This window comes from Novosphingopyxis iocasae (assembly GCF_014334095.1).
In the GTDB taxonomy this organism is placed as follows: domain Bacteria; phylum Pseudomonadota; class Alphaproteobacteria; order Sphingomonadales; family Sphingomonadaceae; genus Novosphingopyxis; species Novosphingopyxis iocasae.
This window is the reverse complement of record NZ_CP060495.1, coordinates 763,495-778,817: the sequence shown is the minus strand read 5'-3', so window position 1 is coordinate 778,817 and position 15,323 is coordinate 763,495. Positions and strand designations below refer to the sequence as shown.

The following is a 15,323-nucleotide window of genomic DNA, read 5'->3' as shown; positions in this document are numbered from 1 at the left end:
AGGGCGCCACTCCAATCCCTCCCCCTTGATGGGGCAGGAGCGAGACTTGGGAGCTTGCTCCCTAGTCGCAGCGGTGGGGGGCTCCCTCCGGTTCGCGCTGCGCCGCAGACAGCGGAAACCATTGTGCCCGATCATCGCCCACCCATCTTGACCGCGCCCGAAAATCCCGCTTGACGGGCGGGCCGGTTCGCCACCAGCCTCGCGTGTACATACGAGACCCAACAGAAAAGCAAATCACCTCATGCAATTAGTCATCGTGGAATCGCCGGCCAAGGCGAAGACGATCGAGAAATATCTGGGCAAGGACTACAAGGTCCTGGCGAGCTACGGCCATATACGCGATCTGCCGCCCAAGGACGGCTCGGTGGACCCCGATCATGATTTCGCGATGACCTGGCAGGCCTATGCCGACAAGTCGAAGCGCATCAAGGAAATCGCGGACAACGCCAAAAAGGCGGACCGATTGATCCTGGCGACCGACCCTGACCGCGAAGGGGAAGCGATCAGCTGGCATGTGCAGGAATTGCTGGCGCAGAAAAAGGCGCTGCCGAAGGATGTTAGCCGCGTTACCTTCAATGCCATCACCAAAAAGGCGGTGACGGACGCGATGGCCGCGCCGCGCGGGCTCGACACCGATCTGATCGACGCCTACCGGGCGCGCCGGGCGCTGGATTATCTCGTCGGCTTCACGCTTTCACCGGTGCTGTGGCGCAAGCTGCCGGGCGCGAAATCGGCGGGCCGCGTCCAGTCGGTCGCGCTGCGCCTTATTGCTGAGCGCGAGCGGGAGATCGAGGCGTTCAAACCGCAGGAATACTGGTCCGTCACCGCGCGGATGCAGCATGACGGGCAGGCGTTCGATGCGCGTCTGACGCAGTTCGATGGCGAGAAGCTGGACAAGCTGGCGCTCGGCAATGAAGGCACAGCCATGAAGGCCAAAGCCGCGGTGGAAGCGGCCAGCCTGATCGTCTCCAAGGTCGAGACCAAGCCGGTCACGCGCCGCCCAGCGCCGCCCTTCACCACCTCCACGCTGCAGCAGGAGGCCGCACGCAAGCTCGGCTTCTCCGCCAGCCACACCATGCGGATCGCGCAGCAGCTCTACGAAGACGGCGCGATCACCTATATGCGTACCGACGGCGTGCAGATGGACGGCAGCGCCATTTCGGATGCGCGCAAGGCCATCGCGGATAAGTTCGACGGCGGCTATCTTCCCGAAAAGCCGAATTTCTATTCGACGAAGGCGAAGAACGCACAGGAAGCGCACGAAGCCATCCGGCCCACCGATTTCCGCAAGGATCGCGCCGGCTCGGGCGATCACGCCAAGCTCTACGACCTCGTCTACAAGCGCGCGATGGCCAGCCAGATGGCGCCTGCGCAGATGGAGCGCACCGCGGTGGATTTCGCGGACGGCACCGGCCAGATCGTGCTGCGCGCCAACGGCCAGGTGGTAAAATTCCCCGGCTTCCTCGCGGTCTATCAGGAAGGCCGCGACGATAAGGATGATGACGACGGCAAGCTGCTGCCGATGATGCGCGAGGGCGATCGGCCCGCGGTCAACGCCGTCGATGCCGAGCAGCATTTCACCCAGCCGCCGCCGCGTTATTCGGAGGCCAGCCTGGTCAAGCGGATGGAAGAGCTGGGCATCGGGCGTCCGTCTACCTACGCTTCGATCATCCAGGTGCTGAAGGATCGCGGCTATGTCCGCACCGAGGGCAACCGCTTCTGGGCGGAAGAGACCGGGCGTCTGCTGACTGGTTTTCTGGAACGGTTCTTTGAGCGCTATGTCGCCTATGACTATACCGCCGGGTTAGAGGATGAGCTCGACGAAGTGTCCGGCGGCCGGGCGGATTGGCAAAAGGTGCTCGCCGCGTTCTGGCGCGACTTCAAGCCCAAGACCGAAGAAGTGATGGAGCAGAAGCCGAGCGATATCACGGCGGAGCTCGACCAGTTCCTGGCGCCTTATCTGTTCCCGGAAACCGAAGACGGCAGCGATCCGCGCGTCTGCCCGCGTTGCGGCGACGGCAAGCTGTCCCTGCGCGGCGGCCGCTTCGGCGCGTTCGTGGCCTGCTCCAACTATCCGGAGTGCAAATATACGCGACAGTTCGCGCAAGGAGGGGGCAAGGACCAGGCCGATGTCGAACCGGAGGAGCTGGGCGTGGACCCGGCGACCGGCGAGACAGTGGAGACCAAGACCGGGCGCTTCGGCCCCTATATCCAGTCCGGCGAAGGCAAGGAGGCGCGCCGTGCCTCCATACCCAAGGATCTGCCGGGTGAGCTGGATCTGGAAATGGCGCTGAAGCTGCTCTCGCTACCGCGCGTCGTCGGTCCGCATCCGGAAACGGGGCAGGATATTGAGGCGGGGATCGGCCGTTACGGCCCCTTCCTGCGGCACGACAAGAAATATGCGAAGCTGGAGAACACGGCGGAGGTGTTCGAAATCGGCATGAACGCCGCCGTCACGAAGCTCGCCGAAGCCGCGGCCAACAAGGGCAAAGGCCGCGGCGCGCGCGAGCCGCTGAAAGTGCTCGGCAAGCATCCGCGCACCGAGGAAGAGATCAAGCTGATGGACGGGCGCTACGGCCCCTATGTCACCGACGGCAGCACCAACGCGACGATCCCCAAGACGGTCGACAAGGACGCGCTGACGCTGGAGGAGGCCGCCCAGCTGATCGACGAACGCGCCGCCAAGGCCCCGCCGAAAAAGAAGAAGGCCGCGCCGAAGAAGAAGGCGGCCGCGAAAAAGCCTGCTGCGAAGAAAGCGACAGCGAAAAAGGCTCCGGCCAAGAAGGCTCCGGCGAAGAAAGCAGCTGCAAAGAAGGCCGAAGCGGAGGGTTGAGGGAATTAATCGCTGTTTGGGGAGAGAGACATGAGTGTAATTCTATTGGGTTTGCTCGGAACGGGGCTGGTCTCGGTTACCCCTGATACGAAGCTGTTCATCGCGGCCTCGCAAGCCTTCCAGCAAGCGGTGGGAGGCGCCGACCACTCAGTGCGCGCGCTCTTTGAAGTTTCTGTCGATCCCCACGGGCGAAGCTATGACTGCCGTCTGCTGGAAAGCGACAATGCGGTGCGGGCAATAAAAGCCTGCCCGCGGCTGAAGCGTCTGAAACTCGCGCCGGCGCGCTCTGGCGACGGGAGCAAAACCTACGGCACGCTGCTCCTTCCGCTGCGCTTCAGCTCCGCCGAAATTGAACGCAAGGAGGGCCCCGGCAAGCCGATGTATCAGCAGACCGTGATGGCCACCGTCTCTGAAATGCCAGAAGACGTAAGCGATCCCTATCCGGTACATCTGTCGGTTGCATTCGATACCAGCGGCGCCGTCACTGATTGCGAAGCGAAAGAGGACGGCATTGATGAACGGTTCATACGAGCGGCTTGCACGATGGTATCGGGCGCGACAGCTCAGGTGCTGAAGGATGCAAGTGGTGAGCCGGTCGCTTATGTTGCGACTCGCAGTTTCGTCTTCGGAAGCGATAGGGCCGAGCCGATGGCAATCACTACTGCGCCTTTGCGTCACTAGCCGCGAACAGGGCTCGCGCCGCGGCCCGCCAGAATTGCCATTTTAATCCGGCGCGACGCGTGAAGATATTGCCAAAAAGTGGTGCCGGATCACTCCGACTTCGTTAGACAGCAACCATGGCATCCCCGCTCCTCCTTCTGATCCTCTCCGGCCTTGTCGCCCCCACGAAAACAAATAATTTCTCTCGAGCTTTACTACCGGAATATCCCTCTGACGCGTTACGTGACGGTAAGTCGGCGGCGGCGCTGGTCGATCTCTTGGTGGACCCTCGAGGCAGGGTTCGTGGGTGTACGACCTTAAGTGTAGTAGGCGATGAGAAGCTCGGCGAAGCGATTTGCGGCATTGCCATCGGCAAGAAATTGGAACCCGCAAAGGATGCTTCAGGGAACTCCGTATATGGTGTGGCCCGGACATTGTTGAGCTTCACAATCCCAGACACGGAGATGGGAGACAAAATTCAAGACAATGTTCGCCCTCCGAAGTTGGCGCTTCAGGTGGAAGCGCTGCCGAAGGGCATTGACGATCCTTATGACATGACCGTCAATTTTCTGGTGACGCAAGAGGGTGTGGTCGCCCAGTGCGAAGGCGCATCCGGAAGTGATCCCAGATTTGCCAAAGCTGCCTGCGACCAATTCTTAGGCATTGAATATGGAGTGCAGAAGATCCGCAAGGACCAGCCTGTCAGCTATGTGACTTCGCGGCTGGTGAGCTTTACTACTTTCGCTAAAAACGATGCGCCGGCAACCGACGAGGGAAATAGCACCGCCCCTGTCCGTTGAGCGCCTAATGCCATTTTTTCTGAACATGTTCGGTCGCGCAAACCGCGATGCGGGGCCGGTCGGCGCGCAGGATGCGGGCGGCGATGGCGATGGATTGCCGATGCCGCGGCGGCTGTGGGCGATCGCGGCGATCTCCTTCGGCAGCGCGCTGTTCGTGATCGACGGCACCGTCGCCAATGTGGCGCTGCCCACCATCGCGCGCGATCTGAACGTGGCGGACGGCGTCGTGACCAATGTGGTCACCATCTATCAGCTCGTCATGGTGATGGTGCTGCTGCCCTTCTCCACGCTCGCCGACCGGCTGGGGCACCGCAATCTGTATCAGCTCGGCCAGTGTGTGTTCCTGGCCGCCTCGGCGATGAGTTTCTTCGTAGACAGCCTGCCGGGATTGCTCATCCTGCGCGCCGGCCAGGCGCTGGGCGCGGGCATGGCGCTCAGTGTTTCCGCGGCCATGCTGCGCAGCATTTATCCCGAACGCAGCCTCGGCAGCGGGCTCGGCATCAACAGCGTGATCGTGGCCAGCTCCAACGCCATCGCGCCCACTTTGGGCGGATTTCTGGTGTCTCAGCTCGACTGGCGCTGGGTGTTCTTCGCCGCTGCGCCGCTTGCCGTAATCTCCCTGATCATCGGCCACTCGCTGCCCGATCCGGTGAAGGAGCATCGGCGGTTTGACTGGATCGGCGGCCTGCTGAGCGCGGCCGTGCTCGCGCTCATCATCGGCGGCGTGCAGGTGGCGACGCATGATCGCAGCGGGTTCGGGTTCGGCGCGATCGCGCTCGGCGCGCTGCTGGCGGTAGTCTGGGTGCGCCGATCGCTGGGGCAGGAGCGGCCGATCCTGCCGGTCGATCTGCTGAAGCGTCCCGCGCTCGGCCTCTCCGCGATGGCGGCGGTGGCGGGCTTCATCGGATCGGCGCTGTTGATCGTGGCGCTGCCGTTCAAGCTGGAACAGGGCCTCGGCTATGCCCCGGACGAGGTGGGCCTGCTGATCGCGCCCTTTCCGCTGACGCTGCTGTTCGTGGCGCCTGCTGCGGGTTGGCTATCGGATCGCGTCTCGCCCTCCGTCATGGGCTGCGTCGGGATGGTGATTGCCATCGGCGGACTGATCCTGATCGGGTTGATCCCCGCCAACGCGCACCCCTTTGCCATCGCCTGGCGGCTCAGCCTCTGCGCGCTGGGCTTCGGTCTGTTCTTCGCACCCAATTCGCGGCTGCTGATCGGCAGCGCGCCCAAGGAGCGCTCGGCGGCGGCGGGCGGCCTCCTCTCAACCTCGCGCCTGCTCGGCCAGACGCTGGGCGCGTCCATCGTTGGCGTGCTGCTGGCGATGAACCTGGGGCTGGGCGTCGCGCCCGCCTTCGTGGCCGCGGGTTTTGCACTGCTGGCAATGATCGGCAGCGCCTATCGCTTTAGGGTGACGGGTTCGAACCTGATGCGCAAGCGCCCGGCTTAATCCACCCAATCTAGGCCGATATTTTCGAACAGTTCGCGGCTGTCATCCCAGTTTTCCTTCACCTTCACATGCAGATACAGGTGCACGGGCACGCCGAGCAGCTTCGATAGCTCCTTGCGCGAAGCCTCGCCGATCGCTTTGATGCGGGTGCCTTGCTTGCCCAGCATGATGGCCTTCTGGCTGTCCCGAGCCACCAGGATTTGCTGGTGGATTTCCACCGATCCGTCGGGCCGTTCCTTGTACTGCTCGCTGTCCACCGCGCTGGCATAGGGCAGCTCTGCATGAAGCTGGCGGTAGATCTGCTCGCGCGTGATTTCGGTGGCGAGCAGGCGCTGCGACACGTCGGAAACCTGATCTTCCGGGAAGTGCCAGGGTCCCTCCGGCATTGCTTCGGCCAGCGCGGTCTTGAGGTCGGGCAGGCCGTCGCCCGTTTCGGCGCTGACGAACCAGGTGTGTTCGAACGTCACCGCGCCGTTCAACTTCTCGGTAAGGACGAGGAGCTTGTCCTTGGCCGCGATATCCACCTTGTTCATGACGAGCCATTTGCGGCCGGGACGGTCCTTCAGCGCCTCGATGAGCGGTTCCAGCTTCGGCCCCGCACCTGCTTTCGCGTCGACCACGAACAGCAGCACGTCGGCATCGCTCGCGCCTTCCCAGGCCGCGCTGACCATCGCACGGTCCAGGCGGCGGCGGGGGGCGAAGATGCCGGGCGTGTCCACCAGCATGATCTGCGCCGCCCCCTCCAGCGCAACGCCGATCAGGCGGGTGCGCGAGGTTTGCGGCTTGGCGCTGGTGATCGCCACCTTCTGCCCGACGAGCGCATTGGTGAGGGTGGACTTGCCGGCATTGGGCGCACCCAGCAGCGCGGCGACGCCGCAGCGGGTGGCGGCATCGGCGCCAACCATATCGGTTTGATCGTTCACTGATATTTCTCCAGAAATTCGCGTGCGGCGCGGGTTTCCGCTTCCTGCTTGCTGGGCGCTTCGGCGGTGACGGGATCGAGGCCCTTGATGCCCACCTCCACCTGAAAGACGCGCGCATGCGGCGGGCCGCTTTTCTTGACGACGGTGTAGACAGGCGGGCGGCGGTTCGTGCTGGCCGCCCACTCCTGCAGCACGGATTTGGGGTGGCGCGGCGCCTTGGCGGCCCCGTCCACCAGATCGGACCAGTGGCGCTGCACGAAGGCACGCGCCGCATCGATGCCGCGATCGACGAACAGGGCGCCGATCAGCGATTCCATGACATCGCCCAGCACATTGTCGCTCTCCGCTGCGCCGTCGCTGCGCGCCTGCTTGCCCAGCATGATGAGCGGACCCGCGCCGAGCGAGCGGGCCACGACGGCGCAGGTCGCGCCGGACACCAGCGCGTTGAGACGATGCGAGAGCTTGCCCTCGCTTTCGTCCGGAAAGCGATCATACAGCATTTCGGCGACTGCAAGGCCGAGCACCCGGTCACCCAGAAATTCCAGCCGCTGATAATCGGGCCGTCCGGTGCTACCATGCGTCATCGCCTGCTCGTACAGCGAAAGATCGCCGGTCGGCTCGATGCCGATCCCGGCCAGCCATGCAGGAAACTGGCTCAAAACCCTTCTCCGATCCGGTCCCAGCGCGTGGCGGAAATCCAGGTCCACGGCTCCCACCACTCAGCCGACCCGTCGGTGGAGAAGATGGTGACGAGAGCGCGACCGATGAGGTCCGATTGCGGCACGATGCCGATCGCACCGCCCACTTCGGCGGGAAACCGGCTGTCCGCGCTGCGATCCCGGTTGTCGCCCATCAGGAAGAGCGATCCTTCGGGTACGGTAAACGTCATCGTATCGTCGCCCATGCTGCCCTGCACCAGATCGAGAATTTCATAGCTTTTGCCCGACGGCAATGTTTCGCGGTAGCGCGGATAGCGGCAAAAATCCTTGCCATCGATGGTCTCCGCGAATTGCGGCGAATAGCAGGGAAAAGGCGATCCGGCCGCTGCGGCCGCGCTCACCATGTTAGGCGTGACGGGTAGCAGCAGGTCCGCGACGCGCTGTTTGGGCAGTGCCTTGCCGTTCAGATAGACGACGCCTTCCTGCACGCGCACCGTATCGCCGGGCAGACCGATGACGCGCTTGATATAATCGGTGCGCTCGTCCGGCGGTGCCTTGAACACAACCACGTCGCCGCGCTCCGGCTGATGCGCGAAAATGCGGCCCGGGATCAGCGGCACATCGCCCGGCAGGCTGTAACGCGAATAGCCATAGGGCCATTTGGCCACGAGCAAATAATCGCCCACCAGAAGGCGCGGCTGCATCGATTCGGACGGAATGTTGAATGGGGCGACGATGAAGCTGCGGATCACTAGGACGATCAGCAGGACTTTCAGAAGATAAAGGCCAAGATCGATCCATTCGGAGCGGCCCGATCCGCCGCTTTTGGAAGCGCGCCGCGCCTTTTCTTGCGATCCGGCCGTATCGAGCGGCTCGCCCGCTTCGTCGTCGCGCGCGCTGTTGATCATAAGAGGGGCCGGGCGATAGGAACAGACAAGGCTGGCCCCATAAGCGCGCTTGCGACTAAAGACCAGCTTCAACCCGGCAGCGAGAAGGCATGAGATTATGAGCGGTGAGTGGCAGTTTCTGGACGAAGACGAGAGCCCGGCACTGACCGATCTGTTTGCGGACGATCCGCAGGGGCGGGTGAAGCGCCTCACCATCGAAGAGGCGGGCATCCGGTTCGATCTGTCCAAGACGCATCTGACGGACGCGCTGGTCGATAATTTCGTGACCGCGGCCGAAGAGGCGGGCCTTGCTGATCAGCGCCAGAAACTGCTGAGCGGCGAGGTGGTGAACCCCACCGAAGGCCGCGCCGCCGAACATACTGCCGAGCGTGGCACGGGCGCGCCGGAATCGGTGGAGCTGGCGCGCCAGTTCCATGCGCGGATGCGCGGGCTGGTCGAGGTGATCGAGGCGGGCGCGTTCGGCAAAATCGAGACGCTGATCCATATCGGCATCGGCGGCAGCGCGCTGGGGCCGAAGCTGCTGATCGATGCGCTGGGCCGCAACAGCGGCGGCATCGAAGTGCGCGTCGTCTCCAATGTCGACGGCGCGGCGATGGCCGAGGCGGTGAAGGGTATCGATCCGCAAACCACCATGCTCGCCGCTGCTTCCAAGACCTTCACCACCGCCGAAACGCTACTCAATCTGGAAAGCGCGATGCAGTGGCTGCGCGAGGGCGCGGTAGACGATCCCTATGGCCGCGTGGTTGCGCTCACCGCCAATCCGGACAAGGCGGTGGAATGGGGCGTCGACGAAACGCGCATTCTGCCCTTTTCGGAAAGCGTCGGCGGCCGCTATTCGCTGTGGAGCTCCATCGGCTTTCCCGCGGCGCTCGGCCTCGGTTGGGCGGCCTATGAAGAGATGCTGGAAGGGGCAGGGGCGATGGACCGCCATTTCGCCCATGCCGATTGGCGCGAAAACGCGCCCGTCATGGCCGCCTTCGCAGACCTTTATTACACGCAAGCCCGCGGCGCAGAAACGCGCGCGATCTTCGCCTATGACGAACGCCTGCGGTTGCTGCCGAGCTATCTGCAACAGCTGGAGATGGAATCGAACGGCAAATCGGTGACGGCAGATGGCGAGCCGGTCGATTGGCCGACCGCGCCCATCACCTGGGGCGGCGTGGGAACCGATGCGCAGCATGCCGTGTTCCAACTGCTCCATCAGGGCACGGTGCTGGTGCCGGTCGAATTCATCGCGGCGAAAGAGCCGGGGCATGATTTCGACGACGCTCATCATGAGGCGCTGCTCGCCAATTGCTTCGCGCAGGGTGCGGCGCTGATGGCGGGCAAGGAGGCGGACGATCCGGCGCGCAGCTATCCGGGAGACCGGCCTTCGACCACGCTGCTGATCGAGGACGTCACGCCCGCGATCCTGGGCGCGCTCATCGCCTTTTACGAGCATCGCACGTTCGTGAATGCGGTGCTGCTCGGCATCAATCCGTTCGACCAATTCGGCGTGGAGTTGGGCAAGGACATGGCCCGCGCCATCGAGGAAGGCGGCATGGACGAATTCGATGCAAGCACCAAGGCGCTGATGGAAGCCGCGCTTGGCGATCCGGCTTGAGGCCGGGCCGCGCAGCCCTAGATTGAAAGCCGATCCTCCTTTTTCCCCGATGAAAGCATCCCATGGCCCAATATGATTACGACCTCTTCACCATCGGCGCGGGATCGGGCGGGGTACGCGCGAGCCGCGTGGCCGCCAGCCACGGCGCAAAGGTGGCGATTGCCGAAGAACACCGCGTCGGCGGCACCTGCGTCATCCGCGGCTGCGTGCCCAAGAAGCTGCTCGTCTACGGAGCGCAGTTCGCCGAGGATTTGAAGGATGCGCGCTGCTTCGGCTGGGATGTGCCGGACGAATGCAATTTCGATTGGCAGCGGCTGCGCGACAATGTGATGAAGGAAGTGGACCGGATCAATTCGGTCTATCGCGAGACGCTGACCAATCACGGCGCCGAGATCATCGACGAACGCGCCGAACTGGTCGGCCCGAACGAGGTGAAGCTGGCGAGCGGCAGGACGGTGAGCGCCAAGCACATCCTGATCGCCACCGGCGCAACACCCCATGTGCCCGACTGCCCGGGCCACGAACTCGGCATTACTTCGAACGAGGCCTTCCATCTGGACGCCGTGCCGAAGCGCATCCTGATCGCCGGAGCGGGCTATATCGCCAACGAGTTTGCGGGCATCTTCCACGAATTCGGCGCCAAGGTGACGCTGATCAACCGCACCGATGTGATCCTGCGGCAATATGACCATCAGATCCGCGATCGGCTGCTGCAGATATCCATGATGAAGGGCATCGATTTCCGCTTCCATGCGGAGTTCCGCGGGATCGAGAAGACCGAGAATGGCTGCCTCAACGTCTCGATGACCAATCATGAGGATATCGAGGTGGATTGCGTGCTGTTTGCCACTGGGCGCGTGCCCAATACGGGCGGTCTGGGCCTGGAAGCGGCGGGCGTGGAATATGACGAGAAGGGCGCCGTACGCGTCGACGAATGGTCCAAGACCAATGTGCCCAGCATCTATGCGGTGGGCGATGTGACCAACCGCATGCAGCTGACGCCCGTCGCGATCCGCGAGGGGCAGGCCTTTGCCGACACGCTGTTCGGGGACAATCCGCACCAAGTGGACTATGAAAACGTCCCCTCCGCGGTGTTCAGCCACCCGCCCATGGCGGGTGTCGGCATGACCGAGAGCGAAGCCAAGGAAACGCTGGGATCGGTGAAGATCTACCAGTCCGATTTCCGCGCGATGAAGAACGTGCTCGCCAATCGCAACGAACGCGGCCTCTACAAGATGATCTGCGATGGCGAGAACGGCAAGATCGTCGGCCTGCACATGATCGGGCCCGAAGCGCCCGAAATCCTTCAGGCGGCGGCCATCGCGGTGAAGGCGGGCCTGACCAAGCAGGCGTTCGACGATACCGTGGCGCTGCACCCCAGCATGGCCGAAGAACTGGTGCTGATGAAATAGGGCGCGGGGGTTAACGGGCGGCGCGCTTTCCGTTAGGGAAGGGGGCATGCCCACCCCCCGTTTCGTCCGTTCGCTCGCCGTCCTCGGCGGGCTCCTGCTGCCGTCCGCGGCTTACGCGCATGGAGACGAGGTGCATCCCGGCCAGGGTTTCTGGTCGCTCTGGCACTGGTCGCCCGAAATGATCGCCGCGCTGCTGCTGGCGGGCTTGGTTTACGCCCGCGGCCTCGGCGGCGGACGGCGGCCCTCGGCGTGGCGCATCGCCAGCTTCTATGCCGCCTTGATCGCCTTTTTCGTGGCGCTGATTTCGCCGGTCGAGCGGCTCGCCGACCATATCTTCGCGGTGCATCAGGTGGAGCATATGCTGCTGCGCACGATCGGGCCGCTGTTTCTGTTCCTCGCCATCCCGCAGGGCGCGCTGATGCGGGGGCTCCCCAAGGGACTGCGCTCCTCGCTGGTGGGCCCCGTGGCGCGCACCGGCTGGCTGCACAAGCTACTTCAGTTTCTGCGCCGTCCTCTGGTGGCGACGCTGCTGTTCGTCGGCACGAGCTGGGTGTGGATGGTGCCGGAGTGGCACGATCTCGCGATCCTGAACGAGGCGGTGCATTATAGCTGGCACATCTCGCTGATCGTCACCGGGCTGCTGTTCTTTTCCGTGCTGCTCGATCCGCATCCCGCGCCCGCCGGGCCCGGCATCGGCACGCGCATGGCGATGTTCGTTGCCGCCGCCTTCGGCAATATCAGCCTGGGCGCGACGCTCAGCTTCAAGACCCAAGTGCTCTACACCGCCTACGACCATCTCGGGCGGATGTGGGACGTGGCGCCGATCACCGATGAGCGGATCGGAGGCCTCGTCATGTGGATCCCCGGCTGCATGATGTTCGGTCTGGCCGCGGGTATCATGCTGTTCCGCTTCGGCGAGGAAGAGAAGCGCACGGTCGAGCGCCGACAGCGCGAGGGCCGCATGACCGCGCGCGATCCCGCCGCGACCAAGGCCAACAACCGCCGCCTGGGCTGGTCGCTCGCCGGCTTTGCCGCGATGGTGCTGATGCTGGCCGTGGCAGTGGTGAGTTTTCTCATCCAGATGGAGCACAGCGCCGCGCCGGATGCGGTGGCGCATGTCGGCGCGGCGGAGCACCAAGCGGGGTGAGCTTCAATGTCACTGCGAGGAGCCGCAGGTGACGAAGCCTGTCCTGAGCGACTGCTGCAAGCAGTCAGTCGAAGGGCAATGCAGCGCGGATGCAGCGCCCTAATCGCCCTGGATTGCCGCGCTTCGGGCTACGCCTTCCGCTCGCAATGACGTCGGCTCCTACCTCCTCTGTTGCCAAACGTCCCCACGTCTGGAATGACCGCCGGCAAGGCTCAATTTCCGTAAAGGCACCCCATGCAGCACATTCTCGAACAGCTGAAAGAAAAACGCGCGCAGGCCGAACTGGGGGGCGGGCAGAAGCGCATCGATGCGCAGCATGCCAAGGGCAAGCTGACCGCGCGCGAGCGGCTGGACGTTCTGCTCGATCCCGGCAGCTTCGAGGAATATGATCGCTACGTCGAACATAATTGCACCGATTTCGGCATGGATGAGCAGCATATTCCGGGCGACGGCGTCGTGACCGGATCGGGCACCGTCAACGGGCGCCTGGTGTTCGTCTTCAGCCAGGATTTCACCGTATTCGGTGGATCGCTGTCCGAACGTCATGCCGAGAAGATCTGCAAGATCATGGACATGGCGATGAAGGTCGGCGCGCCCGTCATCGGCCTGAACGACAGCGGCGGTGCGCGCATTCAGGAAGGCGTTGCGTCGCTGGGCGGTTATGCCGAGGTGTTCCAGCGCAATGTGCTGGCGAGCGGCGTGGTGCCGCAGCTTAGCCTCATCATGGGGCCATGCGCGGGCGGCGCGGTGTATTCGCCCGCGATGACCGACTTCATCTTCATGGTGAAGGATTCCAGCTACATGTTCGTCACCGGCCCGGACGTGGTGAAGACGGTGACGAACGAGGTGGTGACGCAGGAAGAGCTGGGCGGCGCCGTCACCCACACCACCAAGAGCTCGGTCGCCGATCTGGCATTCGAGAACGATATCGAGGCGCTGCTGTCCGCGCGCGACTTCATCGATTTCATGCCGCTATCGAACCGCGAGGAAGTGCCCGAGCGCCCCACCGCGGACCCGTTCGACCGTCTGGAGCCGAGCCTGGACCGGATCATCCCGGCCAATGCCAACCAGCCCTATGACATGCATGAAGTGATCCAGAAGACGCTCGACGAGGGCGATTTCTTTGAGGTGCAGCCCGCCCATGCCGGCAACATCATCTGCGGCTTCGGCCGGGTGGAGGGCCGCACGGTAGGCGTGGTCGCCAACCAGCCGATGGTGCTGGCCGGCGTGCTCGACATCGCCAGCGCCAAGAAGGCCGCGCGTTTCGTGCGCTATTGCGATGCCTTCAACATCCCGATCCTGACCTTCGTCGACGTCCCCGGATTCCTGCCCGGCGTGGCGCAGGAGCATAACGGCATCATCAAGCACGGTGCCAAGCTGCTCTTCGCTTATGCCGAAGCGACCGTGCCGAAGATCACCGTCATCACGCGCAAGGCCTATGGCGGCGCCTATGACGTGATGGCCTCCAAGCATCTGCGCGGCGATTTGAACTACGCCTGGCCCACCGCCGAGATCGCCGTGATGGGCGCCAAGGGCGCGGTGGAGATCATCTTCCGCAACCAGAGCGAAGAAGAAATCGCCGAGCGCACCAAGGAATATGAAGACCGCTTCGCCAACCCCTTCGTGGCGGCCAGCAAGGGCTTCATCGACGAGGTGATTATGCCGCACTCCACCCGCGTGCGCATCGCCATGGGCCTAAGGAAGCTGCGGACCAAGCAGCTCGAAAACCCGTGGAAGAAGCACGATAACATTCCGCTTTGATGCGCCTTCGCTGAAAAAATGAAGCGCCCCACCCACATCTTCTTCGACGTCAACGAGACGCTGATCGACATCGCGCCGCTGCGCGATGCGGTGGCGGAGCGGCTCGGCGGCGGGGCCGGGCAGGGGCGGCGCTGGTTCAATGCGCTTGTCAGCTATTCGCAGGCGGAGACGCTTGCGGGGGCCGAGCATGCCTTTTCCGATATTGCCGCGGCAGTGCTCGCGATGCTGGTAGCGGAAGATGGCGCTGCGCTGTCGCTGGATGAGGCCAAGGCGGTCGTTTCGGATGGACTCGGCGCATCCGATGCCTGGCCCGATGTCGCACCGGGGCTGGCGCGGCTGAAGCAGGCGGACTTCGAGCTCATCGCGCTCACCAATTCGGGCGAGGACGGTCTGGAGGACCGGCTCGCCAAGGCCGGGATTGCGCGGCATTTCGACGCGATGCTTAGCGTGCAGCCGTCCGGTGCCTATAAGCCCGATCGCCGCTGCTACCAACGCGGGCTCGCCGAGACCGGCGCATTGGCGGAACAATCGCTGATGGTCGCCTGCCATCCCTGGGATCTGATGGGCGCGCGCCACGCCGGCATGGACATTGGCTTCGTGCAGCGCCCCGGCTGCGCCTGGTATCCGCTGGAGCGTTCGGCCGCTTTCCACGTTCAAACCATCGAAAAGCTGGCCGATGCGCTGGCCCAAGGAGAGTCCTCATGAAACTCGGCCGCCTCAACCATGTCGGCGTTGCAACGCCCTCGATTGCGGACAGCATCGCTTATTATCGTGAAACGATGGGCGCGGTGGCGATTACCGAGCCGTTCGACCTGCCAGAACAGGGCGTAAAGGTGTGCTTCGTCGATACGCCGGACGGCACGGGCGAAGTGGGCAAGGGCACGCAGATCGAGCTGATCGAGCCTTGTGAAGATGCTTCGCCCATCAACGGTTTTCTCGCCAAAAATCCGCTCGGCGGGCAGCATCATGTCTGTTTCGAGGTGGAGGATATCGACACCGCCCGCGCTCATTTCGAAGGGCAGGGCAAGCGCATCCTCGGCCCCACGCGCATCGGCGCGCACGGCACGCCGATCTTTTTCCTGCATCCCAAGGACATGATGGGCCAGCTCACAGAGATCATGGAGACGCCGAAGGGCGATCATTGATCGGTCTGCGGAGGCGCGGCTTGAT

General features: G+C 63.7%; 13 protein-coding genes. 10 read left to right on the top strand and 3 right to left on the bottom strand.

What is annotated here, in order from left to right:
• The first annotated feature begins 241 nt into the window (after positions 1-241).
• The 4 genes from topA (at position 242) to H7X45_RS03630 (ending at position 5,740) form a co-directional block, all read left to right on the top strand.
• Positions 242-2,833, top strand: a complete 2,592-nt coding sequence (topA, locus tag H7X45_RS03645; protein ID WP_187336194.1) for a type I DNA topoisomerase — start codon at positions 242-244, stop codon at positions 2,831-2,833.
• Positions 2,834-2,863: 30 nt separating this feature from the next.
• Positions 2,864-3,514, top strand: a complete 651-nt coding sequence (locus H7X45_RS03640; protein WP_187336193.1) for a hypothetical protein — start codon at positions 2,864-2,866, stop codon at positions 3,512-3,514.
• A gap of 116 nt (positions 3,515-3,630) precedes the next feature.
• Positions 3,631-4,293 (top strand): energy transducer TonB, encoded by a 663-nt coding sequence (locus tag H7X45_RS03635; protein ID WP_187336192.1) that lies wholly within the window; start codon positions 3,631-3,633, stop codon positions 4,291-4,293.
• Between the two features lie 7 nt (positions 4,294-4,300).
• Entirely contained in the window at positions 4,301-5,740 is a 1,440-nt protein-coding gene (locus tag H7X45_RS03630) for an MFS transporter (RefSeq protein ID WP_187336191.1), read from the top strand.
• On the opposite strand, the gene era is transcribed toward H7X45_RS03630, so the two are convergent.
• From era to lepB, 3 genes are read right to left on the bottom strand one after another with little or no spacing between them, the layout of a single operon-like run.
• Positions 5,737-6,645 carry a GTPase Era gene (gene era, locus H7X45_RS03625; protein WP_187336963.1) on the bottom strand — a complete coding sequence of 303 codons (909 nt, stop codon included), beginning with the start codon at positions 6,643-6,645 and terminating at the stop codon, positions 5,737-5,739. The genes H7X45_RS03630 and era overlap by 4 nt on opposite strands.
• 14 nt (positions 6,646-6,659) lie before the next feature.
• Entirely contained in the window at positions 6,660-7,322 is a 663-nt protein-coding gene (gene rnc / locus H7X45_RS03620; protein ID WP_246449641.1) for a ribonuclease III, read from the bottom strand.
• Positions 7,319-8,230 carry a signal peptidase I gene (gene lepB, locus H7X45_RS03615; RefSeq protein WP_187336190.1) on the bottom strand — a complete coding sequence of 304 codons (912 nt, stop codon included), beginning with the start codon at positions 8,228-8,230 and terminating at the stop codon, positions 7,319-7,321. Before lepB ends, rnc begins: the two co-directional genes overlap by 4 nt.
• A 97-nt stretch (positions 8,231-8,327) precedes the next feature.
• Here lepB and pgi point away from each other — a divergent pair, with 97 nt between their 5' ends.
• The 6 genes from pgi (at position 8,328) to mce (ending at position 15,298) form a co-directional block, all read left to right on the top strand.
• A complete protein-coding gene (gene pgi / locus H7X45_RS03610; protein WP_187336189.1) occupies positions 8,328-9,833 on the top strand; it encodes a glucose-6-phosphate isomerase in 1,506 nt (501 codons plus the stop codon).
• Between the two features lie 62 nt (positions 9,834-9,895).
• A complete protein-coding gene (gene gor / locus H7X45_RS03605) occupies positions 9,896-11,245 on the top strand; it encodes a glutathione-disulfide reductase (RefSeq protein ID WP_187336188.1) in 1,350 nt (449 codons plus the stop codon).
• Between the two features lie 46 nt (positions 11,246-11,291).
• Positions 11,292-12,392: a cytochrome c oxidase assembly protein gene (locus tag H7X45_RS03600; protein WP_187336187.1), complete on the top strand. Its 1,101-nt coding sequence runs from the start codon at positions 11,292-11,294 to the stop codon at positions 12,390-12,392.
• Between the two features lie 234 nt (positions 12,393-12,626).
• On the top strand, positions 12,627-14,153 hold the full coding sequence (locus tag H7X45_RS03595; protein ID WP_187336186.1) for an acyl-CoA carboxylase subunit beta: 1,527 nt from the start codon (positions 12,627-12,629) through the stop codon (positions 14,151-14,153).
• Between the two features lie 18 nt (positions 14,154-14,171).
• Positions 14,172-14,858 carry a haloacid dehalogenase type II gene (locus H7X45_RS03590; protein WP_187336185.1) on the top strand — a complete coding sequence of 229 codons (687 nt, stop codon included), beginning with the start codon at positions 14,172-14,174 and terminating at the stop codon, positions 14,856-14,858.
• Positions 14,855-15,298, top strand: coding sequence for a methylmalonyl-CoA epimerase (gene mce, locus H7X45_RS03585; RefSeq protein WP_187336184.1), 444 nt, complete (start codon positions 14,855-14,857; stop codon positions 15,296-15,298). The genes H7X45_RS03590 and mce overlap by 4 nt, the downstream gene beginning before the upstream one ends.
• Positions 15,299-15,323 lie beyond the last annotated feature (25 nt).